20 protein-coding genes are annotated in these 26,122 nt (G+C 68.2%); 11 read left to right on the forward strand and 9 right to left on the reverse strand.

Annotated features, from left to right (window positions below):
• Positions 1-34 precede the first annotated feature (34 nt).
• The gene (locus tag LGM42_RS02490) at positions 35-1,441 is read right to left on the reverse strand and encodes an APC family permease (RefSeq protein WP_060310994.1); all 1,407 of its coding nucleotides are present in this window, start codon (positions 1,439-1,441) and stop codon (positions 35-37) included.
• A 132-nt stretch (positions 1,442-1,573) separates the two neighbouring features.
• Here LGM42_RS02490 and LGM42_RS02495 point away from each other — a divergent pair, with 132 nt between their 5' ends.
• The gene (locus LGM42_RS02495; protein ID WP_226231477.1) at positions 1,574-2,374 is read left to right on the forward strand and encodes a helix-turn-helix transcriptional regulator; all 801 of its coding nucleotides are present in this window, start codon (positions 1,574-1,576) and stop codon (positions 2,372-2,374) included.
• 300 nt (positions 2,375-2,674) lie between these two features.
• Entirely contained in the window at positions 2,675-3,049 is a 375-nt protein-coding gene (locus LGM42_RS02500) for a hypothetical protein (protein WP_059574669.1), read from the forward strand.
• Between the two features lie 94 nt (positions 3,050-3,143).
• Here LGM42_RS02500 and LGM42_RS02505 read toward each other — a convergent pair whose 3' ends face one another.
• Together LGM42_RS02505 and LGM42_RS02510 are read right to left on the reverse strand one after the other, a co-directional pair.
• Positions 3,144-4,661 (reverse strand): CoA-acylating methylmalonate-semialdehyde dehydrogenase, encoded by a 1,518-nt coding sequence (locus LGM42_RS02505; RefSeq protein ID WP_226231478.1) that lies wholly within the window; start codon positions 4,659-4,661, stop codon positions 3,144-3,146.
• 49 nt (positions 4,662-4,710) lie between these two features.
• Positions 4,711-6,066, reverse strand: a complete 1,356-nt coding sequence (locus LGM42_RS02510) for an aspartate aminotransferase family protein (RefSeq protein ID WP_089465787.1) — start codon at positions 6,064-6,066, stop codon at positions 4,711-4,713.
• 105 nt (positions 6,067-6,171) lie between these two features.
• On the opposite strand from LGM42_RS02510, the gene LGM42_RS02515 reads away from it, so the two are divergent.
• On the forward strand, positions 6,172-7,122 hold the full coding sequence (locus tag LGM42_RS02515) for a LysR family transcriptional regulator (protein ID WP_060310997.1): 951 nt from the start codon (positions 6,172-6,174) through the stop codon (positions 7,120-7,122).
• 126 nt (positions 7,123-7,248) lie between these two features.
• The gene (locus LGM42_RS02520; RefSeq protein WP_226231479.1) at positions 7,249-7,740 is read left to right on the forward strand and encodes a 2,4'-dihydroxyacetophenone dioxygenase family protein; all 492 of its coding nucleotides are present in this window, start codon (positions 7,249-7,251) and stop codon (positions 7,738-7,740) included.
• A 104-nt stretch (positions 7,741-7,844) separates the two neighbouring features.
• Here the strand turns inward: LGM42_RS02520 and LGM42_RS02525 are convergent, their stop codons facing one another.
• Together LGM42_RS02525 and LGM42_RS02530 are read right to left on the reverse strand one after the other, a co-directional pair.
• Positions 7,845-8,993, reverse strand: a complete 1,149-nt coding sequence (locus LGM42_RS02525; protein ID WP_226231480.1) for an epoxide hydrolase family protein — start codon at positions 8,991-8,993, stop codon at positions 7,845-7,847.
• Positions 8,994-9,067: 74 nt separating this feature from the next.
• The gene (locus LGM42_RS02530; RefSeq protein WP_060311000.1) at positions 9,068-10,027 is read right to left on the reverse strand and encodes a GlxA family transcriptional regulator; all 960 of its coding nucleotides are present in this window, start codon (positions 10,025-10,027) and stop codon (positions 9,068-9,070) included.
• Positions 10,028-10,159: 132 nt separating this feature from the next.
• Here LGM42_RS02530 and LGM42_RS02535 point away from each other — a divergent pair, with 132 nt between their 5' ends.
• A complete protein-coding gene (locus LGM42_RS02535; RefSeq protein WP_060311707.1) occupies positions 10,160-10,960 on the forward strand; it encodes an SDR family NAD(P)-dependent oxidoreductase in 801 nt (266 codons plus the stop codon).
• Here the strand turns inward: LGM42_RS02535 and LGM42_RS02540 are convergent.
• Both LGM42_RS02540 and LGM42_RS02545 read right to left on the reverse strand, forming a co-directional pair.
• On the reverse strand, positions 10,957-12,339 hold the full coding sequence (locus tag LGM42_RS02540) for an MFS transporter (RefSeq protein WP_226231481.1): 1,383 nt from the start codon (positions 12,337-12,339) through the stop codon (positions 10,957-10,959). The two genes, LGM42_RS02535 and LGM42_RS02540, sit on opposite strands and share 4 nt — an antisense overlap.
• Before the next feature lie 186 nt (positions 12,340-12,525).
• Positions 12,526-13,485: an MBL fold metallo-hydrolase gene (locus LGM42_RS02545; protein ID WP_060311003.1), complete on the reverse strand. Its 960-nt coding sequence runs from the start codon at positions 13,483-13,485 to the stop codon at positions 12,526-12,528.
• 177 nt (positions 13,486-13,662) lie between these two features.
• Here LGM42_RS02545 and LGM42_RS02550 point away from each other — a divergent pair, with 177 nt between their 5' ends.
• Complete coding sequence (locus LGM42_RS02550) at positions 13,663-15,312, forward strand: IclR family transcriptional regulator (protein ID WP_226231482.1); 1,650 nt, start codon at positions 13,663-13,665, stop codon at positions 15,310-15,312.
• A gap of 802 nt (positions 15,313-16,114) precedes the next feature.
• Here the strand turns inward: LGM42_RS02550 and LGM42_RS02555 are convergent.
• Positions 16,115-16,597, reverse strand: coding sequence for an Lrp/AsnC family transcriptional regulator (locus tag LGM42_RS02555; protein ID WP_006479115.1), 483 nt, complete (start codon positions 16,595-16,597; stop codon positions 16,115-16,117).
• Positions 16,598-16,881: 284 nt separating this feature from the next.
• Between LGM42_RS02555 and LGM42_RS02560 the strand changes: the two genes are divergently transcribed.
• The 3 genes from LGM42_RS02560 to LGM42_RS02570 all read left to right on the forward strand — a co-directional run bounded on the left by LGM42_RS02560 (position 16,882) and on the right by LGM42_RS02570 (position 20,166).
• Entirely contained in the window at positions 16,882-17,538 is a 657-nt protein-coding gene (locus LGM42_RS02560; protein ID WP_060311005.1) for a LysE family translocator, read from the forward strand.
• Between the two features lie 75 nt (positions 17,539-17,613).
• On the forward strand, positions 17,614-18,045 hold the full coding sequence (locus LGM42_RS02565; protein ID WP_060311006.1) for a YqaA family protein: 432 nt from the start codon (positions 17,614-17,616) through the stop codon (positions 18,043-18,045).
• 138 nt (positions 18,046-18,183) lie between these two features.
• Entirely contained in the window at positions 18,184-20,166 is a 1,983-nt protein-coding gene (locus LGM42_RS02570) for a methyl-accepting chemotaxis protein (RefSeq protein WP_226231483.1), read from the forward strand.
• A 37-nt stretch (positions 20,167-20,203) separates the two neighbouring features.
• Here LGM42_RS02570 and LGM42_RS02575 read toward each other — a convergent pair whose 3' ends face one another.
• A complete protein-coding gene (locus tag LGM42_RS02575) occupies positions 20,204-21,856 on the reverse strand; it encodes an acyl-CoA synthetase (RefSeq protein WP_060311008.1) in 1,653 nt (550 codons plus the stop codon).
• A gap of 168 nt (positions 21,857-22,024) precedes the next feature.
• Here LGM42_RS02575 and LGM42_RS02580 point away from each other — a divergent pair, with 168 nt between their 5' ends.
• Positions 22,025-22,768, forward strand: coding sequence for a Crp/Fnr family transcriptional regulator (locus LGM42_RS02580; RefSeq protein ID WP_060311009.1), 744 nt, complete (start codon positions 22,025-22,027; stop codon positions 22,766-22,768).
• A 185-nt stretch (positions 22,769-22,953) separates the two neighbouring features.
• Entirely contained in the window at positions 22,954-26,121 is a 3,168-nt protein-coding gene (locus tag LGM42_RS02585) for an efflux RND transporter permease subunit (protein ID WP_226231484.1), read from the forward strand.
• Position 26,122: the final 1 nt, after the last annotated feature.

Raw genomic sequence — 26,122 nt, forward strand, 5'->3', positions numbered from 1 at the left:
GATGTTTCGGTGCTGCAAGATGTCGATCCGGTGCTCAGAGCGCGCGGAATGCTTCGCTGTGGCGCGCCCACGCCACGTACATCGCGAGCGCCGCGACCAGCAGCCCCGCGATGATGATCAGGTCGGTCGGCTTCGTCGCCGTCGCGAGCGTCGTGTAGAGCGTATACGCGGCGCCCGCCACCGCGACGAGCGGCGTCACGGGCCACAGCGGCATCCGGTAGTGATGCTCGACGTCGCGGCGCACGAACCGGCTCGCGAGCGCGGCCAGCCCGACGACGAGGTAGATCAGCAGCAGCAGGTCGACGGTGAACGCGGTCAGCTCGTCGAGGCTCGACACGAACACGAGCCCGGCCGACGGAATGGCCAGCGCGATCGTCGCGAGCCACGGCGATTCGAGGCGCGGATGGATCGTCGAGAACGCGCGGTTGCAGGTGCGCGACCAGAGCGCATGCCGGCCGCTGCTGTACAGCAGGCGGCCCATCGTGATCACGATCGCGATGATCGCGTTGAACACCGACAGGAAGATCCCGCCGCTGACCACGCGCGACACGGCCGGATTGCTCAGCGAGCGCACGACATAGCCGATCGGGTCGGCGCTCTTCGTCAGTTCCGTCAGCGACGGCGCGCCGAGCACGATGGCGGTGAGCGGAACCAGTTCGACGACGAGGATCACGAGCAGCGAATAGATCACCGCCTTCGCGACGTTGCGGTTGCCGCCGCGCAGGTCTTCCGCGAGATAGGCGGCCGAGCCGAAGCCGTTGTAGCAGAAGATCGCGGTGCCGATCGCGGGCACGATGGCCGCGAGCGTGGCCGGCGCGAGCGCATTGCCGCTCGCGACGACCGGTGCGATCAATACGTCGGCGCCGCGCTGCGGCGAGCCGAAACCGAGGCCCGCGATCAACATCAGCACGCCGATTTCGACGACCAGGAACGCGCCGGTGATCCACGCATTCGTCTTGATGTTCAGCATGCCGAGCAGATAGCTGAGCAGCACGATCGTCAGCGCGACCGACTGGTTGCCGAAGTGCGTGCCGAGCGCGTTGTTCAGGTACGGCGCGGCGCCGCTCGCGAGCACCGCCGGGATGAACACGCTGACGGACAGCACCGTGATGAAGGTCAGGTAGCCGGGCAGCGTGCCGAACACGCGTTTGGCCATCACGTATTCGCCGCCCGCGCTGCGGTGCGCGGCGCTGAGTTCCGCATAGCAGAGCGCGAAAGCGAGCGCGAGCACGCCGCCGAGCACGAACGACAGCACGGCGCCGCTGCCGGCCTGCTGGATCGCGAACGGCGCGATCACGAAGATCGAGCTGGCCGGCGTCACGCCCGATACGGTGATCATCACTGCGTCGCGCACGCTGAGCGTCTGCGACAGCGCGCGCGGCGCGTCTTCCGTTGCAGAGGCCGCTTGCAGCGTGCCCGTGGATTCCGACATCATCGCCATTTCGTTCTCCAATGTTCCTGTGCCGCGTTTTTTTGAACACCCATACTCGGGCCCGATTGATTGCGTGGCAGTCTAGGAAGCCAATTTCAGGACCGCTATTCCCCCTTCGTGTTACGCCCTTCCGGTGGTGGTATGGATCGTCTCTTTTCCGAAATCGCGATGCACCAGGCGCTCGGCCGCGCAATCGATCATCTCGGCCAGCCGCGCTTCTGGCGGTTCCTCGTGCTGCTGCTCAACGAAATGGCGCCGTTCGACAACGCGCTCGCGACCGCGGTCGGCCGCGACGGCGTGCCGCTCGTGCTCGACGAATACGACACGGGCGGCACCGATACCGCGTCGCCGGTGCCGCTTTACCTGAATGGGTTATATCTGCTCGATCCGTTCCTGCAGGCCGCGCACGACGGGCTCGCCGACGGCTGCTACCGGCTCGAGGAGGTCGCGCCGGACCTGTTTCGGCAGAGCGAGTATTTCCTGAGCTATTTCCGCGACGCGGTCGGCGACGACGAGATCCAGATTCTGGTGCGGCCGAATGCCGATACGCTGCTGTCGCTGTCGCTCGGTGCATCGACGCGTTTCGACGTCGAGCCGCTCGGCAAGCTGACGGCCGCGATGCCGTGGGTGCTCGCGGTCATCCGGCAGCATTGGCGGCTGGTGGGTGATGCGGCGCGCACGACGCCCGATGCCGATCTCGGCGCGCGCGTCGAGCAGGCGCTCGCACGCTTCGGCGCGGGCGTGCTGACCGACCGCGAGATGTCGATCGCACGCATGGTGCTGCGCGGCAATTCGTCGAAGGCGATCGCCGAGCGGCTCGCGATTTCACCCGAAACGGTGAAGGTGCATCGGCGGCATGTGTACGCGAAGCTCGGGATTTCGTCTCAGCCGGAGCTGTTTTCGCGGTTCATTCAGGCGTTGGGGGACAATGCGGCCGGATGAGTGCGTCGGCCGGCACGCGCGGGCCGGGCTCGGGGACGGACGCCGAATACCGACGCATGATGACGATCGTCGCGCCGTTGCGCGCCCTACGTGCCGCCGATATGCCCCCCGATCTTCTCGCAGCGTCGCCAAAAACCGCCTATCGTGAAGAAGGCGCCCGTTTGCCGCCATTCGCCCCGGGTCGCTCGCTCGCGCGGGCGGGTGGCGACGGCGCCGTGCTCCGGCACCATTCAGCGCGATTCCGGCGCACGCTCGCCCGTGCGCGATCGCGGCCGCTCACCGGACTATCAGGAGGCACTCATGAAAGCCGCGCTGCTCGTCAGCTCCGCCCTGCTCGCCATTGCGTCAGCTTCGGCCACGGCCCAGGGTTCCATCACGAAGGAAGAAAACGGCGCACTCGTCGCCGCGAACGGGATGACCGTCTACACGTTCGACAAGGACAAGCCCAACGCCGGCACCAGCGCCTGTTCAGGCCCATGCGAAACCCTCTGGCCGCCGTACAAGGCCAGCGCGACCGACGTACCGGTCGGCCCCTACACGATCGTCAAGCGCGACGACGGCAGCCCGCAATGGGCGTACAAGGGCAAGCCGCTGTACTTCTTCTCGAAGGACATGAAACAGGGCGAACGCAACGGCGACAACTTCAAGAACGTGTGGCACGTGGTCGCGCCGTAAGCACGTAAAAGGCCCGCCGCCGATCGGCGATCGGGGCGGGCCCTGGCAGTTCCGCACGTCGCACCGGCTGGATGCAGCCGGTGCGCGCGTCAACTCAGCGGTTCGACGGGAAGCTGAACACCGTTCCTTCGCGCACGCCGGCCGACGGCCAGCGCTGCGTGATCGTCTTGCGCTTCGTGTAGAAGCGCACGGCGTCCGGGCCGTATGCATGCAGATCGCCGAACAGCGAACGCTTCCAGCCGCCGAACGAGTGATACGCGACCGGCACCGGCAACGGCACGTTGATACCCACCATGCCGATCTGGATATTGTCGCTGAAGTAGCGCGCGGCCTCGCCGTCGCGCGTGAACAGGCACGTGCCGTTGCCGTACTCGTGCGCATCGATCAGCGCCATCGCCTCGTCGAGCGACTTCAGGCGGATCACGCCGAGCACGGGCCCGAAGATCTCGTGCTGATAGATCGGCATGCCGGGCTTCACGTTGTCGAATAGGCACGGGCCGAGGTAGTAGCCGCCGTCATGGCCGTCGACCTTCACGCCGCGACCGTCGACGACGAGCGTCGCGCCCGCCGCCACACCCGCCTCGACGAAACCGGTGACCTTCTCGAAATGCTGCTGCGTGACGAGCGGGCCCATGTCGACGCCCGCGCCGTTGCCCGGGCCGACCTTCATCTTCTCGATCTCGGCCTTCAGCCCCGCGACGACCTGGTCCCCCGTTTCGTCGCCGATCGCGACGACCAGCGGAATCGCCATGCAGCGCTCGCCGCACGAGCCGTACGCGGCGCCCATCAGCGCGTTCACCGCGTTGGGGATATCGGCATCCGGCATCACGACCGCGAAGTTCTTCGCGCCGCCGAGCGCCTGCACGCGCTTGCCGTGCGCGCAGCCGGTCGAATAGATGGTTTCGGCGATCGGCGTCGAGCCGACGAAGCTCACCGCCTTCACGCGCGGATCGGTCAGGATCGTATCGACCGCTTCCTTGTCGCCGTTCACGACGTTCAGCACGCCCGGCGGCAGGCCGGCTTCGAGCGCGAGCTCGGCCATGCGCAGCGTCGACGACGGCGTGCGCTCGGACGGCTTCAGCACGAACGTGTTGCCGCACGCGACGGCCATCGGCCACATCCACAGCGGCACCATCACCGGGAAGTTGAACGGCGTGATGCCGGCCGCGACGCCGAGCGCCTGGAACTCGCTCCACGAATCGATCGCGGGGCCGACGTTCTTGCTGTGCTCGCCCTTCAGCAACTCGGGCACGTAGCTCGCGTACTCGACGTTCTCGATCCCGCGCTGCAGTTCGCCCATCGCATCGGCGAGCACCTTGCCGTGCTCGGCCGTGATCAGCGCGCACAGTTCTTCCGCGTGCTCCTCGAGCAGCGTCTTGAAGCGGCTCATCACGCGGGCCCGCTTCAGCGGCGGCGTGTTGCGCCATGCCGGAAACGCGGCCTGCGCGGACGCGATCGCGGCTTCGACGGTCGGCTTGTCGGCGAGCGCGACGCTCTTGTGCGATTCGCCGGTGGCCGGGTCGAACACCGGCTGGACGCGGCTGCCGCCGTCGACGCGCTTGCCGTCGATCAGGTGGCCGACGGTGGAGGTCACATTGCTGTCGTGTTTCATGGTTCGGGCTCTTTCGTGAATTCGGTTGTCGCTGCGGGCGAGCCGTGGCTCAGTCGACTTCGTTCAGTGCGTCGGACAGCGCGTTGACCAGGTTGTCGATCTCGCGCTTCTCGGCGATGAACGGCGGCGCGAGCTGGATCGTGTCGCCGCCGTAGCGCACGTAGAAGCCCTTCGCCCAGCAGCGCATCGCGATTTCGTACGGGCGCCGTGCCGGCTCGCCCGGCAGCGCGGCGATCGTCAGGCCGGCCGCCAGCCCGTAGTTGCGGATGTCCGCGATGTGGCGCTGGCCCTTCAGCCCGTGCACGGCCGCCTCGAAATGCGGCGCGAGATCGCGCACGCGGGCCACCGCGTCTTCCTTCACCAGCAGGTCGAGCGCCGCGACGCCGGCCGCGCAGGCGACCGGGTGCGCCGAATACGTGTAGCCGTGCGGGAACTCGAGCATGTACTCGGGGCCGCCCGCGGCCATGAACGTGTCGTAGATCTCCTTCGTCGCGATCACGCCGCCGAGCGGCTGCGTGCCGTTCGTCACCTGCTTCGCGAAGTTCATGATGTCCGGCACCACGCCGAATGCGTCGGCGCCCGTCATCGCGCCGGCCCGGCCGAAGCCCGTGATGACCTCGTCGAAGATCAGCAGGATGTCGTGCGCGGTACAGATGTCGCGCAGGCGCTTCAGATAGCCCTTCGGCGGCACGACCACGCCCGCCGAACCGGAGAACGGCTCGACGATCACGGCCGCGATGTTCGATGCGTCGTGCAGCGCGATCAGCTCGAGCAGGCGGTCTGCCAGCTCGGCGCCGTGCTCCGGCATGCCGCGCGAGAACTTGTTCTCGGCCAGTTGCGTATGCGGCAGGAAATCGGCGTCGAGGCCCTGGCCGAACAGCTTGCGGTTTGGCCCGATCCCGCCGACCGAGATGCCGCCGAAGTTCACGCCGTGGTAACCCTTCTCGCGGCCGATCAGGCGCGTCTTCGTGCCCTTGCCTTTCGCGCGCCAGTACGCGCGGGCCAGCTTCAGCGACGTGTCGGCCGCTTCCGAGCCCGAGCCCGTGAAGAACACGTAGTCGAGGCCGGCCGGCGTGAGTTCCTTGATCTTGTTGGCGAGCTCGAACGATTTCGGATGGCCGAACTGGAAGGCCGGCGCGTAGTCGAGCTGCGCGACCTGGCGGCTCACGGCCTCGACGATTTCCGTGCGGCCGTGACCGAGGCCCGTGCACCAGAGGCCCGACAGGCCGTCGAAGATCTTGCGGCCTTCGGCGTCGGTGTAATACGCGCCCTTGCCCGACACGATCAGGCGCGGATCGGCCTTGAACTGGCGGTTGGCCGTGAACGGCATCCAGTGCGCATCGAGCCACGCGGCGTCGGTGCGGAGGTTGATTTCGTCGTGCTGGGCGGTGGTGATGTCGGTCATGTCGGTCGGCGCGGCGCGCCCCTCCTCCTGGTAATGATGTTGCACATTGTCGGGACGCCAATTAGTCTTTTGAATATCGCAATATCAATGTTCACTTGCTCATCTATGCAAGCAAAGAAACCGAAGAGCCGCGCGCTGCTCGGGCAGCTCAGCGACATGGACCTGCGCCTGCTGCGAGTCTTCAAGGGCGTCGTGCAGTGCGGCGGGATGGCGGCGGCCGAGTTGGAACTGAATATCGGCATCTCGACGATCAGCCGGCACGTGAAGGATCTGGAAACGCGGCTCGGCCTTGTACTGTGCCGGCGCGGCCGCGCGGGCTTCACGCTGACGCCCGAGGGGCAGACGGTGTACGAGGAAACGCTGCGGCTGCTCGCGTCGATGGAAGCATTTCGCAGCAGGATCGACGGTATTCATGACAGGATGGGCGGAGAACTGCACATCGCGGTGTTCGACAAGACGGCCACCAATCCGCATGCTCGCCTGGGCGACGCGATCCGCCAGTTCGCGGACGAAGCGCCCGACGTCGCGCTGAACCTGCACGTCGCGTCGATCAACGAGGTCGAGCGCGGGATCATCGACGGCAGCTATCAGGTCGGGATCATTCCGGCGCACCGCAACTCGGGCAGCCTCGTGTATTCGTCGCTGTTCGACGAACGGATGCTGCTCTACTGCGGCCGCCAGCATCCGCTGTTCGACGCGCCGCACGGCAAGCTCACGTGGACGACGATCCGCAATCACGCATTCGCCGGGCTCGGTTTCCATTCGCCGAACATGGAACTGAGCCATCGCGCGAAGCTCACCCGCAGCGCGACCGCGTCGGACCAGGAATCGATCGCGACGCTGATCCTGTCCGGCCGCTATCTCGGCTTCCTGCCCGATCACTACGCGGAAAGTTTCGAAAACAAGGGGCTGATGCAGCCGGTCGCGCCGCACCGGTTCAATTACCGGTGCCGGTTCGTGAGCCTGCTGCGGCGCTCGCCGCGGCCGTCGCGGGCCGCGCTGCTGTTCCAGTCGTGCCTCGAAGCCGCGCATGCGGCGGTGCGGCCGGCGGCGTAGCGGTTTCCGGCTCGGTCAGGCCCCGTCGCCGCGCGGGCCCGGCCACGCCCGCCGGCGTGCGACGAAATGGGTCGCGACGCTCTGCGATAATGCCAACCTCTTTCCGTTTCCACGCCGCCTTCCGCCATGACGCAGCCGTCCGCCCCGCTCTCCACCGATCTGCCGCCGATCTCGTGCCTGCCCGGCGACGCGCTGCCGTGGTTGCCGATGAGCGCCGACCTGCCGGGGCTCGCGATCAAATACCTGCACATCAATGCGGCCGAGGACACGCTCACCGCGCTGCTGAAGATGCCGGCCGGCGGCACGCTGCCGCGCCACCGCCACGACGGCGAGGTGTTCGTCCATACGCTGCACGGGGCGTGGCGCTACCGCGAATACGACTGGGTCGCGCGCGCCGGTTCGACGGTGCTCGAACCGGCCGGCTCGGTGCATACGCCGGAAACGCTCGGCGCGCCGGGTGAGGATGTGATCACGCTGAACGTGATGCGCGGCGACCTCGTGCTGCTTGACGACGACGGCCGCGAAACGGCGCGCGAGAACTGCCGCGTCGCGCTGCTGCGCCAGCGCAGGCATGCACGGACGGCGCCGGATGCGGCCACGGCGTTCGTGACGCGGTAAGTACGTGACAAGACAGGCGACGTCGGCGCCGCGCGATCCGCGCGGCGGTGCCGCGGCCAATCGCACGAATGGCCGCCGGCACGCTTCGCCGGCCGCCCCGCTCGTTACCGAAACCGCCGGAAAAATCGCCGAATATCGTCGGCCAGCAGATCCGGCTCCTCCATCGCGGCGAAATGCCCGCCGCTCGGCATGTCGGTCCACTGCGCGACGTCGAACACACGTTCGAGCCAACTGCGCGGCGGGCGGCTGATCTCCTTCGGAAAACGCGCGAACGCGACCGGCGCCGCCACGCGTTGCCCGGCCGCAAACCGCATCGGCTGCAGCCGGTTTTCCCAATACATCTGCATGGAAGAGCCAATGCAGCCCGTGAACCAGTAGAGCGATATGCCCGTCAGCAGCGTATCGAGCGAAAAACGCCGCGCGACGTCGCCGTCGCAATCGCTCCATGCACGGAATTTCTCGGCAATCCACGCGGCCAGCCCGAGCGGCGAATCGTTGAGCGCGACGGCCAGCGTCCGCGGCTTCGTCATGTGGACGTGCGCGTACCCGCCTTCGAGCGCCGCCCACTCGCCGCGCTGCTTCAGGAATGCCTGCTCGTCGTCGGTCAGCGGCCGCGCCGCGTCGATCGGCGGTTCGTAGTTGCCGGGCAGGTAGTTCAGATGGATGCCATCGACCACGCTCTCATGCCGCGCGCCGAGCGCGACCGACACGCCCGCGCCCAGGTCGCCGCCCTGCGCGCCGAACCGTCGGTAGCCGAGGCCGGCCATCAATTCCGCCCAGCAGTCGGCGACCTGGCGCGCCGACGTGCCGGGCGCCGCCGGTGCGGGAGAAAACAGGAAGCCCGGCAGCGACGGCGCGACGATGTCGAATGCGTCGTCCGGATCGCCGCCGAACGCGGCCGGATCGCACAGGCGGTCGATCAGCGCGTGGAATTCGAATGCGGAACCGGGCCAGCCGTGCGTGACGACGAGCGGATAGGGTTTCGGCCCCGTGCCGCGCCGATGCACGAAATGCACGCGCTGGCCGCCGACGTCCGCGACGAACTGCGGCAGCCGGTTCAGCGCACGTTCCGCCGCGCGCCAATCGAAGCCGTCGGCCCAGTACGCGGCCAGTTCGCGCAGCCACGTGCCGTCGACGCCCTGCTGCCAGGGCTCGGCCGGTGTGAGGTTCGGCGGGCGGCTGTCGCGCACGCGCCGGCGCAGGTCGTCAAGGGCTTGATCGGGTATCGCAATATCGAACGGCTCGGCGCGCATCGTGTCTCCTCGCGAAACATGTCGACGCGATTCTGCGCGCTTTTTCGGACCCGCGCTGGCGGCGGCCGCGTGCGTCAGCGCGTTTCCCGTTCGTCCGCGCGCGCGTCGCGCCGCAACGCCTGCGGCGGCACGCCGAACCCGCGCACGAACGCGTCGCGCATGTGCCGGCGGTCGCGAAAACCGTTCTCCTTCGCGATCACGTCGAGCGGGTGGCGGCTTTGCTCGATCATCAGCCGCGCCGATTCGAGCCGCAGCCGCTCGATCGCCTTCGCGGGCGACTGCCCGGTTTCGAGCGTAAACACGCGGCTGAACTGGCGCGGGCTCAGGTGCACGGCCTCGGCCAACTCCTCGACGCTGAGCGCACGGCCGAGGTTTTGCCGCGCGTAGTCGAGCGCGTTCTGGATCCGGTCGGATTTCGGCGCAAGCGCAAGCATTTCCGAATGCTGCGACTGGCCGCCGGCCCGGCGCTGATGCATCACCAGCTTGTGCGCGACCGAGCGCGCGGCGTCGGCGCCGAGATCCTTTTCCACCATCGCGAGCGCGAGATCGAGGCCAGCCGTCATCCCGGCCGACGTCCAGATCGGGCCGTCGACGATGAAGATCCGGTCGTCCTCGACGCGGATCTCCGGGTAGTGCCGCTGCATGTCGCGGCCGAACGCCCAGTGCGTGGTCGCGCGACGCTGCGCGAGCAGCCCGGCCTCGGCCAGCACGAACGCACCCGTGCAGATGCCGGCGATCCGCCGCGCATGCACATGCGCGCGGCGCAGGTACGCGACGACGCCGGCCGGCGCCGGCGCGGCAAGCGGGTCGTTGACGCCCGCGACGATCCATGTATCGACGCCGAGCCGCCCGCGCAGCGCGCGCGTGGCGACCGGCAGCCCGAGCGACGAGCGCACGTCGCCGCCGTCGACCGAATAGTTGTCCATCGCGTAGAACGGCGCGTCCATCCCCATGTTCGCGTACTCGAACACCGACTGCGCGGCGAGCGCCATGATCTGAAAACCGTCGCTGATCAAGAAGCCGATTCGGTGCATATGCGCTCTCCGGTCGCGTGCCGATTGGCCCGATGTCCGAAATCATACCCATCTACGTCATTTATGTCGCGGCGCGTCGAGGCCAGAATGCGTTCACGCCATCCGGCCACCCTCATCGAAACGGAGCACATCATGACGCAAGCACATCGCGGTACCGCCCTCATCACCGGCGCGTCGTCGGGCATCGGCGCCGTGTACGCGGACCGCCTCGCGCGCCGCGGCTACGACCTGATCCTGGTCGCGCGCAACCGCGACCGGCTGAACGCCCTCGCCGAGCGCATCACGAACGACACGCGGCGCAGCGTCGAGATCGTCGACGCGGACCTCAACGACCGCGCGGCGCTCGCCGCCGTCGAAGCGAAGCTGAAACAGGACGCGAGCATCACGCTGCTCGTGAACAACGCGGGCGTCGGCACGCATGCGCCGCTGCTCGACAGCGACGTCGACGCGATGACGCGGATGATCGACCTGAACGTGACCGCGCTCACGCGGCTGACCTATGCGGCCGTGCCCGGCTTCGTCGCACGCGGCCGCGGCGCGGTGATCAACATTTCGTCGATCGTCGCGATCTCGCCGGAAACGCTGAACGGCGTGTACGGCGGCAGCAAGGCGTTCGTGCTCGCGTTCAGCCAGTCGCTGCATCACGAGCTCGCCGACAAGGGCGTGCAGGTGCAGGCCGTGCTGCCCGGCGCGACAGCCACCGATTTCTGGCAGACGGGCGGCCTGCCGCTCGAGCATCTGCCGAAGGAAATCGTAATGAGCGCACAGGACATGGTCGATGCCGCACTGGTCGGATTCGATCGCGGCGAACTCGTGACGATCCCGTCGCTGCACGCGGGCGACGAATGGGAGGCGTACGAGGCCGCGCGCCGCACGATGGCGCCGCACCTGTCGGCCGATACGCCCGCGCCGCGTTACACCGTAGCGCGCTAGTTGGCGGCGGGGCCCGCGCCGCGCGGGGCGGCGCGCACGCCGAGCATCAGCGCCACGCCGCTCGCGACCAGCAGCGCGGCGAGCAGGTACACGGCGAGATCCATGCTGCCCGTGCGCGTGCGGATCATCCCGATCACCCACGGGCTGACGATGCCGCTCGTGATGCCGATGCTGCTGATCAGCGCGATCCCGGCCGCGGCCGCGTTGCCGGACAGGTAGCGGGTCGGCACGGCCCAGAAGATCGGCAGCGCGGCGAAGATCAGCGTCGCCGCGATCGACAGGCACGCGAGCATCGCCGCGAAGCTGTGCAGATGCAGCGTCAGCGCCGCGAGCGCGAGGCCGCCGCCGATCGTGCAGCACGCGAAGTGCCTGCGGCGCTCGCCGGTGCGATCCGAGCGGCGCGCGATCAGCACCAGCCCCACCGCGCCCACCGCGTTCGGCACGACCGTGTAGAGGCTCACGGCGACGACGTCGGTCACGCCGAAGTCGCGAATCATCAGCGGCATCCAGAAGTTGAGCGTCAGCGACGCGCAGGTCAGCGAGAAATAGATGAACGCGAACAGGTACACGCGCGGGTTCGCGAGCGCGGCCATCACGCTGCGCCCGTCGTGCGCGCCGCCGGGTGTGCTGCCGTGGCCGTGTACGCGGCCTTCGGCGCACAGCGCGGCGACGCGCGCCTTTTCGTCGGCCGTGAGCCACGTGGCGTCCCGCGGCCGGTCGACGAGCAACGTGAACGCGGCGAACGCGAGCAGGATCGCCGGCGCGCCTTCGATCGCGAACATCCACTGCCAGCCGTGCAGCCCGAGCACGCCGCTCATGTCGCGCATGATCCAGCCGGACAACAGCCCGCCGAGCACGCCGGCCACCGCGACGCCCGCGAAGAACACCGAGATCGCCGCCGCCCGCCGGTTCGCGGGAAACCAGTAGGTCAGGTACAGCACGATGCCGGGGAAGAAGCCGGCCTCGAACACGCCGAGCAGGAAGCGCAGCACGTAGAAATGCGACGGCTGCGACACGAACATCATCCCGGTCGATGCGAGGCCCCACAGCAGCATGATCCGCGTGAACGTGCGGCGCGCGCCGAACCGCGCGAGCAGCATGTTGCTCGGCACTTCGCAGAACACGTAGCCGACGTAGAACACCGCGGCGCCGAGGCCGTACATCGCATCGCTGAAGCCGAGATCGTGCTTCATCTGCAACTGCGCGAAGCCGATGTTGATGCGGTCGAGAAACGACACGACGTAGCAGAGGAACAGGAACGGAACGATCCGCCACGCGATCTTGCGGAACAGCAGCGCGTCGCTGATTGCGGAGTCGGATACGGAAGCCGAAGCGCTCGCGTGCGCGAGCGTCGCTTCGGCGGGAAGCGATTGGGGCATGTCTCTCTCCAAACGGGCCGCGCGATGTCGAGCGCGCGGCAGTCTCCGAGGGCGTGCGTGCGCCCTGCTTTCTTGTGAGACCGGATACGGCTGCCGGCTCCGCGGCGCGATGCCGCCGCGAATGCCGCAACCGTCAGGGAAACGGCGGCGCGGTCATCTGAACACCGCGCCGCCGCCTTGAGCCATTCACTCCTGGAGCGCGGCCCACATTTCCTTGTCGCGCTGCGCGGTCCAGATGCGCGGATGCGTGATGCCGCTCGCTTCGTCGAACGCGCGCGACACGTCGAACGGCAGACAGTGCTCGTAGATGAACACGTGGCCGAACTTCGGGTCCATCGCCTCGCGCGTGAGCGCCATCGCCGCCTTCAGGTCGAGATTGCGCTCGACGGCCTTGCGGCCCTGCGCGAGCAGCGTCGTGACGAAATCCTTCGTGTAGTCGAGGCCCTTGTTCACTTCCGCCGGATTCAGCAGCGCGGGGCCGCGGCCCGGCACGAGTTTCTCGGCGCCGAGCGCGCGCAGCGCCTCGAGCGTGGCCGGCCACTGTTCGAGCTGCGCGTCGCCGCAATAGCACGCGGCGTCGTATTCGACGAGGTCGCCGGAGAACAGCACCTTCTGCGACGGCAGCCAGACGATCGTGTCGCCCTTCGTGTGGCCCGAGCCGACGTGCATGATCTTCACTTCGAGCTTGCCGAGAAACAGCGTGATCTCGCGCTCGAACACGAGCGTCGGCCACGTCAGCCCCGGCACCGTCTCGACGCCGGCGAACAGCCGCGGGAAGCGCTCGATCTCCGACTTCATGTCGGCCTCGCCGCGCTCGACGATCATCTCGTACGTGCCGCGGCTCGCGATCACGTGCTGCGCGCCTTCGGCGAAATACGCGGACGCGCCGAGCACGCGCACCGCGTGGTAATGCGACAGCACCACGTGCTTGATCGGCTTGTCGGTCACGCCGCGGATCCTCGCGATCAGGTCTTGCGCCATCGCGGGCGTCGCGGTCGTGTCGACGATCAGCACGCTGTCGTCGCCGATGATCACGCCGGAGTTCGGATCGCCTTCGGCTGTGTACGCGTACGCGTTCTCGGACAGCTGCGTCCAGGTGACTTTCTTCTCTTCCAGATCGGCTTGGGAGGCGAATGCTTTGGCCATTGTGCGTTCCGTGGCTGCGAGCCATGTGTTGAGGGGAATGAGCGGATCATCTGCCCGCATCGAATATTTGTCAATGGCAAACACGCTTGCTATTGTCTAATGCGGGTAAACCTGCGGGCTGGCGCGAGAAATGGCGTCGGATACCATGCGGGGTTTCGTCAACGGAAGAATCATCGCGTGCAGAACCACGAAGTCAGCGCGGACGATGCGCCGCCCAAGGCGCAGCGCGGCATCCAGAGTGTCGAGGTCGGCGGCCGGCTGCTCGACGCGCTCGCGCGCCGGCGCAAGCCGCTCGGGCTGTCGGAGCTGGCCGCGGCGGCCGACCTCTCCACCGCGCAGGCGCACACCTATCTCGTGAGCCTGACCCGGCTCGCGCTCGTGAAACGCGACGCGATCACCGGCAACTACGAGCCGGGCCCGCTGTCGCTGCGGCTCGGGCTGATGTCGATCGAGCGCCAGCCGGCCTATCGCGCGACGCTGCCGCATGCGGTGCGACTCGCGGAAACGGTCGGCCTGAGCGTCGCGCTGTCGGTGCCGGGCGTGCTCGGCCCGACGATCGTGCGCATCGAGCACGGCGGCTATCCGCTGCACGTGAACCTGCACGTCGGTTCGGTGATGTCGCTCGACACGACGGCAACCGGCCGCGTGTTCCGCGCGTTCGGCGACGCCGCGCAACTCGACGCGATGGCGGCCAGCCAGGCCGGCGCGGGCGATACGCTCGCCGGCGCCGAAGGCGAGCCGGCCGCGCCGGACGCCGATGCGCGGCACGTCGAACTCGACGCGATCCGCACCCGCGGCATCGACCGCAGCATCGACCGGCCCAGCCCCGGCGTCAGCGGGATGTGCGTGCCTGTTTTCGATGCACACGGGCGTCTGCAACTCGCGTTGACGGTGATCGGTTCGACGGGATCGATCGATGTCGACTGGAACGGGCCGATCGCGGCGGCCTTGCGCGACGCGGCGCGTCAGGCGACCGCGTCGCTCGGCGCGGTGGATGCGGAACCGACGCCCGCGCCGGCGTTGGCCGCGGCGCGCGTGCCGCCCGCGCTCGCCGACGACGCGAAAGCGCAACGCGGGATCAATGCCCTCGACAGCACCGGCGACTTGCTGCTCGCGCTGGTCTCGGCGGGCCGCGCGCTGCCGCTGCGCGATCTCGCGACGGCGGCCGGCATGCCGGCCGCGAAGGCGTTTCCGCATCTCGTCAGCCTGCAGAAGATCGGCCTGTTGAGCCGCGACGACGCCGGCTGCTTCGACGGCGGCCCGCTCGCGCAGGCGCTCGGCCTGATCGCGATGCAGCGCGTATCGCCGACGCGCGACGCGGAAGCCGAGATCGTCGCGCTCGCCGGCGCGACGGACATGAGCGTGGCCGCCGCGACGCTCGGGCCGCTCGGGCCGACCGTGATCCGGCTCGAGGAATCGGCGCGGCCGCAGCACGTGAGCCTGCAGGTCGGCACCGTGATGTCACTCGTCAATACGGCGATCGGGCGGATTTTCGCGTCCGGCATGTCCGACGACGTGCTGGCCGATCTGCTCGCCAACGAGCCCGTGCGCCTCGCCGGCGCGTCCGCCGCACCCGACGACGCGGCGTTCCGCGCACGGCTCGCGGCGATCCGCGCGGACGAACTCGATTTCGCGTTCGACGCGCCGGTGCCCGGCATCGGGACGATCGCCGCGCCCGTGTTCGATCACACCGGCAGCATCCGGCTTGTGATCGCGATCATCGGCGCGTCGCGCGGCTTCCCGCGCGGGCCCGACAGCGAGCTGGCGCGGACGCTGCGGGCCGCGACGCGGCGGCTATCGTGGCGCTTCGGGTGGATCGGCAGGTAATCGCGCCCTTTTCCCGAACGTACGCTCGAATCCCTTTCTTTCGCCCCGTGAGGCCGTGCCGGCACGGCCTCGTCACGCCTATCCAATACGCCCGGGCAGCCGATATTCATGTTGCGCAGCAGCAACATAAACTGTTAGAAATTCTCATATAACGAAATCGAATTTCACAAAGCGGTGACGTTTCGCTATGATTAGGGTTATCCCTAACTCGCCACCTATATGGGGCTTCGTCATGCAAACGTCTAATGTCTCCGATCGTTCCACCCAATCCACTGGCTGGCTCGCACGCGTTGGCGAGCTGCTGGCAGAGGCCTGGGCGCTGCACCTCGAGAACTGCGAAGTCATCGCTGAAGCACACGCGCGCCTGCCGCGCTGAGCGGGCAGCCGGATTGCCGGCCACCGGAGCGCCGGCCCCCTGATTCGCTTGCGCTGACGCACGCCGGCAGCGGCTGTTGCCGCGCCGGTCGTGTAGCAAGAGGCCGGGCGCAACCCGCCGAATGCGCTCACCGCGCGGCGAGCGTTTCAAGATCGTCTTGAGAGGCCGTGTTTCAGGCCGATACCGGCGCCGATTCATCCGTTATCGGCGCGGATTGCTGTAAACCGGGCGCTTCGGCGAGAAACCATTCCCCGCCGGCGCGCGATTGTGCCCGACCATCGCGGACGGAAGATTCATCCGTTTTCGTGTATCCGCGGGCCCTTTCCCCGGCGAGCCCTCCCTGTCGGCCCTGCGCCGGTTTCCTCCGCGCAAGCGCCACGCCGCATCGCCGCCCGCCGCGACAACGGCCTCGCCAGCAATTCCCCGTCACACCTGAATCGAAGGCACGTCCTTCATGCACCGCAGCGCGAACATCGAGCGGCTATGCCGGATGCTCGAAATCCGGTACAGCTTTTCCCGCAGAAAGCGTTCGTAGCCGGCCGTGCCGTCCACCGCGACCTTGATCCAGTAGTCGTACTCGCCCGACACCAGATACGCCTCCAGCACCTCCGGCAGCGCCGCCAGTTCGGCGCCGAAGCGCGCCAGCGCGTCGTCCTCGTGGCGATCGAGCGTGACTTCGAGGATCACGATGTCCGCGTAGCCGAGCTTGCGCTGGTTGACCAGTGCGACATAGCCGTCGATATAGCCGTCGAGTTCGAGTTGCCGCGTGCGGTTCCAGCAGGCGGTGGTCGACATGCCGATCTGTTCGGCGAGTTCGGCATTCGACAGGCGCGCATTTTTCTGCAATGCACCGAGGATCTTGCGGTCCTGATTGTCGAGCGTTTTCGGCGTGCGTTCGCGGGTAGCCATGGCGAGAAGAATCTTCTACTGAAAAACCCGATTCTATCTGAACGCCATTCCGGTTTCATGGCCGTTTTGCTGGAAAACAGGAAGCCTTTTAACCGGGCCGCTTGATACATTTTCTCCATGCCTGCTGCCCGGCACGCTCCCCGCGATCACCCGTCGCAGCGGGACGCACGGCCGCAATCACGAGTTGCGGCGCCGGCCGGCAGGCATGCGATTCCCCGCCGCCCGCACGCCTATCCGACCGCGTGCGGGGCCGGTGCCTGCTTCCCCGTTCCTTGCCAGTCCGTATGTCGTTCAAGCTTTATCTGTCGTTCCTCGCCGCATCCGTCGTCCTCATCTATGCGCCCGGCCCGGTCAACCTGCTCACGATGAACCAGGCGTTGCGCACCGGCTGGCGCCGCGCGCTGCCGTGCGTCTGGGGCGGCACGCTCGCCGTGCTGCTGCAACTCGCGCTGACCGCGCTGTGCCTGAATTCGCTGGTCCACCTCGACGAACATGCGCTGACCGTGCTGCGCTGGGCCGGCGCCGCATATCTCGTCTGGCTCGGCGGCAAGCAATGGCTGAGCCGCACGCCGGCCGGCGCAGCCGCGGCACCGGCCGACACCGGCGCCGCAACGGCAAGCGCCGCGGCGGACACCGACAGCGGGCGCGCGCTGTTCTGGCGCGGCGTCGCGACTTCCGGGCTGAACCCGAAGACGCTGCTGTTCTTTCCGTCGTTCTTTCCGCAGTTCATCAGCCCGAACGCCGACTGGAGCCTGAACCTTCAATACCTGCTGCTCGCCGCGACGTTCGCGCTGCTGTTCGCGGGCGGCGTCGCGTCGATGGCGCTGTTCTCGCACCGGCTGAGCCGCGCGTTGCAGCGGCCGGCGCGGATGCGCGCGATGAACCGCGTGACGGGCGGGCTGCTCGTCGGGATGGGCGCGATCATGGTCGGCTGGAACTGAGAACCGCCGACGCGTTCGTTTCCACGCGACCGCGACACCCCGCACCGGCGGCGACGCCGCCAGTACAATCGCGCGATGTCCGAATTGCTCACTTACGGCGGCCTGTTCGCCGTGTCGATGGTCGCCGCGACCCTGTTTCCGCTCCAGTCCGAAGCCGTGCTCGCCGGCCTGCTGCTCGCCGGGCGCGAACCCGTGTGGGCGCTGGTGCTGGTCGCGAGCATCGGCAATGTCGCCGGCTCGGCGATCAACTGGGCGCTCGGGCGCGGCATCGAGCACTTCCGCGAGCGCCGCTGGTTTCCGGTCAAGCCGTCCGCGCTCGCGCGCGCCGAGCGCTGGTATGCACGCTACGGCCGCTGGTCGCTGCTGCTGAGCTGGGCGCCGGTGATCGGCGATCCGCTGACGATGATCGCCGGCGTGCTGCGCGAGCCGCTGCCGACCTTTCTCGTCATCGTGACGATCGCGAAGGTCGGCCGCTATCTGGCCGTCGCGTGGGTCGTCACGCACTGATCTCCGCCTCCCCTCGCCCGCCTGCGGGCCCGTGATCTGCGACGCCCGCTAAAGATTTCGCGAAAGTTGCCGTATTAACGGGTCCACGAGCGGTGACGCGTGCGTTCCGCCTCCTCTCACTCCCACTCAGGATGTCTCATGAGAATGACCCAATCGGGCCGAGTGAGCGTCGGCGCGCGTCTGGCCGCGCTGGCGTGCGCGCTCGTCGCCCTGCTGTTTACCGTGTTCGCGTGGACGCTCGCCCATTTCGCCGGCCAGCAGCTCGCCGACGAAGCGCATCAGCGGATCGACGACAAGGAGCAGTCGATCCGCGCGATGGTCGACCTGTTCGACAAGGCACTGAGCGCAGAAGCCAGCCGCTCGATGTCGCTGTTCGCGAGCTTCCTGCCGGCCGATTTCTCGCTCGACCCGGCGCGCACCGTCGATATCGGCGGCGTCGCCGCGCCGACGCTGCTCGCGGGCGGCCAGCCGCTCGACCTCGACTACTCGATTCCCGACCAGTTCCTGAAGAAAAGCGGCGCGATCGCGACGATCTTCGCGCGCGACGGCGACGATTTCGTGCGCATCACGACGTCGCTGAAGAAGCAGGACGGCGCGCGCGCCGTCGGCACGAAGCTCGACCGCGCCGGCCCCGCATATGCGCCGCTCGTCGCCGGGCGCAGCTACACGGGCCTCGCGAAGCTGTTCGGCCGGCCGTACATCACGCAGTACAAGCCGGTGACCGACGCAAGCGGCCGCGTGATCGGCGCGCTGTTCGTCGGCCTCGACATCGGCGCCGAGCTCAAGCTCGTCGAAGACGGCATCCGCGCGCTGAAGATCGGCGACAACGGCTACTACTTCGTGCTCGACGCATCGCAGGGGCCGTCGCGCGGCACCTTCGTCGTGCATCCCGACGCGGCGGGCCAACGGGCCGACGACACGCGCGCGCCCTACGCGCAGATGCTCGCGGCGGCCCAAGGCCGGCTCGCGTACACGTCGACCGACCCGGCCGCGCACGACGCCGGGCCGACCGCGAAATTCGTATCCTTCACGACGATTCCGCAGTGGCAATGGCTCGTCGGCGGCATCGCGCTCGACGACGAACTGCTCGCCACGATGCGCGCCACCCGCAACCGCTTCCTGATGATCGGCGCCGCGCTCGTCGCGGCGTTCGCGATGCTGTTCGTCATCGTCGTGCGACGCGTCGTGAGCCGGCCGCTGGAAGCCGCCGCCCGCGCGTCCGAGCGCTATGCGGCGGGCGATCTCAGCGTGCGCATCCGCGACGGCGCGGCCGCGCACGGCAGCGCGGGCAACGACGAGATCGGCCGGCTCGTGCAGGCGGTCGACGGGATCGGCGACGGCCTCGCGCGAATCGTCGCGCAGGTGCGCAACGGCGCGGCCGACATCGCGCACGGCACGGTCGGCATCGCGGCCGGCAGCAGCGACATCGCCGCGCGAATCGCGACGCAGGCGAGCAGCGTCGAGCAGACGGCCGCGAGCATGGAGCAGATCACCGCCGCCGTGCAGCAGAGCGCCGAGCATGCGGCGCAAGCCAACGCGCTGGTCGCGGACGCATCGGCCGCCGCGACGAACGGCGACGCCGCGGTGCAGCGCGTGGTCGCGACGATGGACGACATCGGCCGTGCGACGCGCCGGATCGCGGAGATCACCGGCGCGATCGAAGGCATCGCGTTCCAGACCAACATCCTCGCGCTGAACGCGGCCGTCGAGGCCGCCCGCGCGGGCGAGCACGGCAAGGGCTTCGCGGTGGTCGCGGCCGAGGTGCGCGCGCTCGCGCAGCGCAGCGCGGCCGCCGTCAAGGAGATCGACGCGCTGAGCGCCGAATCGTCGACGACCGTCGAACAGGGTTACCGGATCGCGGACGCCGCGCGCGGCACGATGCGCGACATCGTCGCGCGGGTCGACCAGGTGCGCACGCTGATCGGCGAGATCAGTGCCGCGTCGCGCGAGCAATCGACCGGCATCGAGCAGGTGAACCTGGCCGTCACGCAGATCGGCGAAGCGACGCAGCAGAATGCGACGCTGATTTCGGATGCCGAGCGCGCGGCCGTCGCGCTGCGCGAGCAGGCCGCGCAACTGTCGGACGCCGTCAGCGTGTTCCGGCTCGAACGCGGCGCGTGACCGACGCCCGATGATCGGCCACGGCCGGGTGCGCTGCCTACTTCTTGTCGCCCGCCAGGTCGATCGCCGTGTTCGAGCCGACCGCGTGACGCAACTGGAACTTCTGGATCTTGCCGGTCGAGGTCTTCGGCAGCTCGCCGAAGCGCACGGCCTTCGGCACCTTGAAGCCCGCGAGCAGTTGCCGGCAGTGCGCGACGATTTCCGCCTCGGTCGCGCTCGCGCCTTCGCGCAGCTCGACGAACGCGCACGGCACCTCGCCCCATTTCGGGTCGGGCATCGCGACGACGGCCGCCACGGCCACGGCCGGATGCCGGTACAGCGCGTCCTCGACCTCGATGCTCGAGATGTTCTCGCCGCCCGAGATGATGATGTCCTTCTTGCGATCCTTGATCCGGATATAGCCGTCCGGCATCAGCACCGCGAGATCGCCCGTATGGAACCAGCCGCCATGAAACGCCTCGTCGGTCGCCTTCGGGTTCTTCAGGTAGCCCTTCATGCAGATGTTGCCGCGGAACATGATCTCGCCGAGCGTCTCGCCGTCGGCCGGCACCGGCGTCATCGTGTCGGGATCGAGCACCGTCGCGCCCGCTTCGAGGTGGTAGCGCACGCCCTGGCGCGCATTGAGCCGCGCGCGTTCCTCGTCGGGCAGCGCATCCCAGTGCGCCTGCTTCGCGCAGACGGTCGCCGGGCCGTAGACCTCGGTCAGCCCGTACACGTGCAGCAGGTCGAAGCCGATCTCCTTCATCTTCGCGATCACCGCCGGCGCGGGCGCCGCGCCCGCGACCATCGCGTGCACCGTGTGGTCGATGCCTTCGCGCAGCTCGGCCGGCGCGTTCGCGATCGCGCTCTGCACGATCGGCGCGCCGCAGTAATGCGTGACGCGCTCGCGGCGGATCAGGTCGAACACGGTCTTCGCGTCGAACTTGCGCAGGCACACGTTCACGCCCGCGCGCGCCGCGATGGCCCACGGAAAACACCAGCCGTTGCAGTGGAACATCGGCAGCGTCCACAGATACACCGCGTGCTTCGGCATGTCCCATTCGAGGATGTTGCTGATCGCCGCGAGATACGCGCCGCGATGGTGGTAGACGACGCCCTTCGGGTCGCCCGTCGTGCCGGACGTGTAGTTCAGCGCGATCGCGTCCCATTCGTCGGCGGGCGGCGTCCATGCATGGTCGGGGTCGCCGCCGGCCACGAACGCCTCGTAGTCGGTCGCGCCCGCGAAACGCTCGGGGTCGGCCGGCATCGCGTCGGCCACGCTGACGATCTTCAGGCCCGGCACCTCGAGCGCCGCGCGATGCGCGAGCTCCGCATATTCGGTGTCGACGATCAGCACCTTCGCCTCACCGTGACGCAGCATGAACAGCACCGACGATACGTCGAGCCGCGTGTTGATCGTGTTCAGCACGGCGCCGGCCATCGGCACGCCGAAGTGCGCCTCGACCATCGCCGGGATGTTCGGCAGCAGCGCCGCGACCGTGTCGCCGCGCCCGACGCCGGCCTGCGCGAGCGCGCTCGCCAACTGCTTCGCGCGCGTGCAGGTTTCGCCCCACGTGCGCCGCACGTCGCCGTGCACGATCGCGAGGCGCTCGCCGTAGACTTCGGCCGCGCGGATCAGGAAATCGATCGGCGTGAGCGGTACGTAGTTGGCGTCGCGGCGGCCGAGCCCGGCCTCGAACATCTGCGTCATGATCCTGTCTCCCGTGTTCTGTCGACCGGGGCGCATGCACCCCGGATCGTTTTGATGTGGTTCAATTGCCGACAGCCTAACGGGCGCTATTGTGAGCCGTCTGTCATCGAAACGACAGAGTGCCGCGCGAGCGCTGCGCGTTATCCCTATCCTCGCAAACCCGCATCCATGCACGACCACCTCGACGCGGCCGCCGCCCCGGCCGACACGCTTCCCGAACCGGGCCCGGTGCCGCCGCTGGCGACGCTGTTCGGCCAGTGCGCGTGGTTCCGCACGCTGGCGCCCGAACACCAGGCGCTCGTGCTGGCCCAGTCGCACGTCGCGCAGTGCGACGCCGGCGACGTGATCGCGCACCGGCTCGCGCCGTCCGAATACTGGATCGGCGTCCATCGGGGGCTGCTGAAGCTCGCGATCTTCAACGTATCGGGGCGCGGCTGCACGTTCTCCGGCGTGCCGTCGGGCGGCTGGTTCGGCGAAGGCAGCGTGATCAAGCGGGAGCTACGCAAATACGAGGTCGTCGCGATCCAGCGCTCGACCGTGCTGTTCGTGCCGGTCGACACGTTCCATGCGCTGCTCGACACGAGCCTGCCGTTCACGCGCTTCGTGATTCATCAGTTGAACAACCGGATGGGCGAATTCATCGCGTCGATCCAGAACAGCCGACTGCTCGACGTCGACGCGCGCGTCGCGCAGGCGCTCGCGCAGCTCTTCAACCCCGCGCTGTATCCGGATACCGGCCCGTCGCTGTCGATCTCGCAGGAGGAACTGGGGATGCTCGTCGGCGTGTCGCGCCAGCGGATCAACCAGGCGCTGCAGCAGCTCGAAAAGCTCGGTGCGCTGCGGCTCGCGTACAACCAGATCGAGGTCGTCGATCTCGATGCGCTCGCGCGTTTCGGCATGGAGCAGCTGTGAGCGCCGCCCGATGCGCGGAACCGTCGCCATCGCGGCCGCGCATTCCGTCTGCGGAATCGGCCGACGGCCGCCACGCCCCAACCTGACAATTCCGCCAGTTTCGCGACAGTAACCCGTTGCGGGCCGACGCCTATCATTCGGGTTCCCTTCACCGCCGCCCGATCACCGCCTGTCCCGCCGCCTCCATGTGGATCGTCAATCTCGCGCTCAGGCGCCCCTACACGTTCATCGTCATGGCCATCATGATCGTGCTGGCCACCCCGCTGGCGCTGATGCGCACACCGGTCGACGTGCTGCCCGCGATCAACATCCCCGTGATCAGCGTGATCTGGAATTACAACGGCTTTTCCGCGACGGAGATGACGAACCGCATCACGTCCGTGCATGAACGGATCCTGACGACGACCGTCAACAATATCCAGCACGTCGAATCGACGTCGTTGCCCGGCATCGCGGTCGTCAAGGTGTTCCTGCAACCGGGCGCGAACGTGCAGACAGCGATCGCGCAGACGGTGTCGTCCGCGCAGGCGATCGTGCGGCAGATGCCGCAGGGCGCGACGCCGCCGCTCGTGATCACCTATTCCGCGTCGAGCATCCCGGTGATCCAGCTCGGGCTGTCGAGCAAGACGCTCAGCGAGCAGTCGCTCGCCGACATCGCGCTCAACTTCCTGCGCCCGCAGCTGATCACCGTGCCCGGCGTGCAGATTCCGTTCCCGTACGGCGGGCGCACGCGCGTGGTCGCGATCGACCTCGACCCGCAGGCGCTGCAGGCGAAGGGCCTCACGCCGGCCGACATCGTCAACGCGGTCAACGCGCAGAACCTCGTGCTGCCGACCGGCACCGCGAAGATGGGCCAGACCGAATACCGGATCGACACGAACGCGTCGGCCGATACGGTCGCCGACATCAGCAACCTGCCGGTCCAGACGATCAACGGCGCGACGACCTACCTGCGCGAGGTCGCGGCGGTGCGCGACGGCTTCGCGCCGCAGACCAACGTCGTGCGCCAGAACGGCCAGCGCGGCGTGCTGATCTCGATCCTGAAAAGCGGCGACGCGTCGACGCTCAAGGTCGTGTCCGACCTGAAGGCGCTGCTGCCGAAGGTGATCCCGACGCTGCCCGAGGGGCTCACGATCACGCCGCTGTTCGACCAGTCGGTGTTCGTCAACGCGGCCGTCCAGGGCGTGATCCACGAGGCGCTGATCGCCGCCGTGCTGACCGCGATGATGATCCTGCTGTTCCTCGGCAACTGGCGCAGCACGCTGATCATTGCAATCTCGATCCCGCTGTCGATCTTCACGTCGCTGATCGCGCTGTCCGCGCTCGGCGAGACCATCAACATCATGACGCTCGGCGGGCTCGCGCTCGCGGTCGGCATTCTCGTCGACGATGCGACCGTCACGATCGAGAACATCGAGCGGCATCTCCATCTCGGTACGAACCTGCACGACGCGATCCTCGAAGGCGCGGGCGAGATCGCGGTACCGGCGCTCGTGTCGACGCTGTGCATCTGCATCGTGTTCGTGCCGATGTTCTTCCTGACCGGCGTCGCGCGCTTCCTGTTCGTGCCGCTCGCGGAAGCCGTGGTATTCGCGATGCTCGCGTCGTACGTGCTGTCGCGCACGCTGGTGCCGACGCTCGCGATGCTGCTGTTCCGCCCGCAGCAGGCGAGCACCGGCCCCGGCCCTTCGACGTCGCGCTTCGCGCGCATCCATCACGCGTTCAACCATGCGTTCGAACGGCTGCGCGCGTGGTACATCGTGCTGCTGAGCATCCTGCTCGTGCGCCGCCGTTTCTACGCGCTGTGCTTCCTCGGCTTCTGCGTGCTGTCGACGGGCCTCGTGTTCGTGCTCGGCCGCGACTTCTTCCCGAACGCCGATTCCGGCAACCTCCGGCTGCACGTGCGCGCGCCGACCGGCTACCGGATCGAGGAAACCGCGCGGCTCGCCGACCAGGTCGAACGCGTGATCCGCGAAACCGTGCCGCCCGACGAGCTCGGCGCGATCGTCGACAATCTCGGCCTGCCGGTGAGCGGCATCAACCTGTCGTACAGCAACGCCGGTACGATCGGTACGCTCGACGGCGAGCTGCTGATCGCGCTGAAGCCAGGCCACCGCGCGACGGGGCACTACGTGCAGACACTGCGCACGCTGCTGCCGCAGCGCTTCCCGGGCGTCGAGTTCTTCTTCCAGCCGTCGGACATCATCACGCAGATCCTCAACTTCGGGCAGCCGGCCGCGATCGACGTGCAGGTGCTCGGCAACGATCTCGCGAGTAACATGACCATTGCGAGCGGCCTGATGAAAAAGATCAGGCAAATCCCCGGCGCCGTCGACGTGCACGTGCTGCAACGTAACGACGAACCGACCCTGCTGGCCGACATGGACCGTACGCGCATGCAGCAGCTCAATCTCTCCGCGCAGAACGTCGCGCAGAACATGCTGATCTCGCTGTCGGGGAGCTCGCAGACGACGCCGTCGTTCTGGATCAACCCGCGCACCGGCGTCCAGTACCCGCTGCAGATCCAGACCCCGCAATACAACCTGTCGTCGGTCGACGATCTGCTCGGCACGCCGATCTCCGCCAGCGGCCGCACGGGCACGCCGCTGCAACTGCTCGGCAACCTGGTGCAGGTGCGCAGTACCGCGAACCCCGCCGTGATCACGCACTACAACATCCGCCCGGCAATCGACGTATACGTGAGCGTCGAGGGCCGCGACCTCGGCGCGGTCGCGGGCGAGATCGACCGCATCGTGGCCGACGCGCGCGCGACGCTGCCGCGCGGCACCGACCTCTCGATGCGCGGCCAGATCGAGACGATGCGCACGTCGTATCTCGGTCTCGGCGCGGGCGTCGCGATGGCGATCGTGCTCGTCTACCTGCTGATCGTCGTCAATTTCCAGTCGTGGCTCGACCCGCTGATCATCATCAGCGCGATGCCGGCCGCGCTCGCCGGCATCGCGTGGATGCTGTTCGTCACCGGCACGCACCTGAGCGTGCCCGCGCTGACGGGCGCGATCATGACGGTCGGCGTCGCGACCGCGAACAGCATTCTCGTCGTGTCGTTCGCGCGGCAACGGCTCGCCGCCGGCGCGCCGCCGCTCACGGCCGCGCTGGAGGCCGGCGCGACCCGGATCCGCCCGGTGCTGATGACGGCGCTCGCGATGATCATCGGGATGGTGCCGATGGCGCTCGGTCTCGGCGAAGGCGCCGAGCAGAACGCGCCGCTCGGCCGCGCGGTGATCGGCGGGCTGCTGTTCGCGACCGTTTCGACGTTGCTGTTCGTGCCGCTCGTGTTCGGCGGCGTGCATGCGCGGCTGGCCCGGCGGCGCGCGCGCCAGGCCGGACACTGAC

This window comes from Burkholderia sp. AU39826 (assembly GCF_020419965.1).
In the GTDB taxonomy this organism is placed as follows: domain Bacteria; phylum Pseudomonadota; class Gammaproteobacteria; order Burkholderiales; family Burkholderiaceae; genus Burkholderia; species Burkholderia semiarida.

Coding starts and splice junctions, on each gene's coding strand:
- LGM42_RS02555 (WP_006479115.1), bottom strand. CDS start 16,597: ATGGCTACCCGCGAACGCACGCCGAAAACGCTCGACAATCAGGACCGC.
- LGM42_RS02500 (WP_059574669.1), top strand. CDS start 2,675: ATGAAAGCCGCGCTGCTCGTCAGCTCCGCCCTGCTCGCCATTGCGTCA.
- LGM42_RS02530 (WP_060311000.1), bottom strand. CDS start 10,027: ATGCACCGAATCGGCTTCTTGATCAGCGACGGTTTTCAGATCATGGCG.
- LGM42_RS02580 (WP_060311009.1), top strand. CDS start 22,025: ATGCACGACCACCTCGACGCGGCCGCCGCCCCGGCCGACACGCTTCCC.
- LGM42_RS02545 (WP_060311003.1), bottom strand. CDS start 13,485: ATGGCCAAAGCATTCGCCTCCCAAGCCGATCTGGAAGAGAAGAAAGTC.
- LGM42_RS02575 (WP_060311008.1), bottom strand. CDS start 21,856: ATGACGCAGATGTTCGAGGCCGGGCTCGGCCGCCGCGACGCCAACTAC.
- LGM42_RS02535 (WP_060311707.1), top strand. CDS start 10,160: ATGACGCAAGCACATCGCGGTACCGCCCTCATCACCGGCGCGTCGTCG.
- LGM42_RS02510 (WP_089465787.1), bottom strand. CDS start 6,066: ATGACCGACATCACCACCGCCCAGCACGACGAAATCAACCTCCGCACC.
- LGM42_RS02565 (WP_060311006.1), top strand. CDS start 17,614: ATGTCCGAATTGCTCACTTACGGCGGCCTGTTCGCCGTGTCGATGGTC.
- LGM42_RS02520 (WP_226231479.1), top strand. CDS start 7,249: ATGACGCAGCCGTCCGCCCCGCTCTCCACCGATCTGCCGCCGATCTCG.
- LGM42_RS02490 (WP_060310994.1), bottom strand. CDS start 1,441: ATGGCGATGATGTCGGAATCCACGGGCACGCTGCAAGCGGCCTCTGCA.
- LGM42_RS02570 (WP_226231483.1), top strand. CDS start 18,184: ATGAGAATGACCCAATCGGGCCGAGTGAGCGTCGGCGCGCGTCTGGCC.
- LGM42_RS02560 (WP_060311005.1), top strand. CDS start 16,882: ATGTCGTTCAAGCTTTATCTGTCGTTCCTCGCCGCATCCGTCGTCCTC.
- LGM42_RS02540 (WP_226231481.1), bottom strand. CDS start 12,339: ATGCCCCAATCGCTTCCCGCCGAAGCGACGCTCGCGCACGCGAGCGCT.
- LGM42_RS02495 (WP_226231477.1), top strand. CDS start 1,574: ATGGATCGTCTCTTTTCCGAAATCGCGATGCACCAGGCGCTCGGCCGC.
- LGM42_RS02505 (WP_226231478.1), bottom strand. CDS start 4,661: ATGAAACACGACAGCAATGTGACCTCCACCGTCGGCCACCTGATCGAC.
- LGM42_RS02515 (WP_060310997.1), top strand. CDS start 6,172: ATGCAAGCAAAGAAACCGAAGAGCCGCGCGCTGCTCGGGCAGCTCAGC.
- LGM42_RS02585 (WP_226231484.1), top strand. CDS start 22,954: ATGTGGATCGTCAATCTCGCGCTCAGGCGCCCCTACACGTTCATCGTC.
- LGM42_RS02525 (WP_226231480.1), bottom strand. CDS start 8,993: ATGCGCGCCGAGCCGTTCGATATTGCGATACCCGATCAAGCCCTTGAC.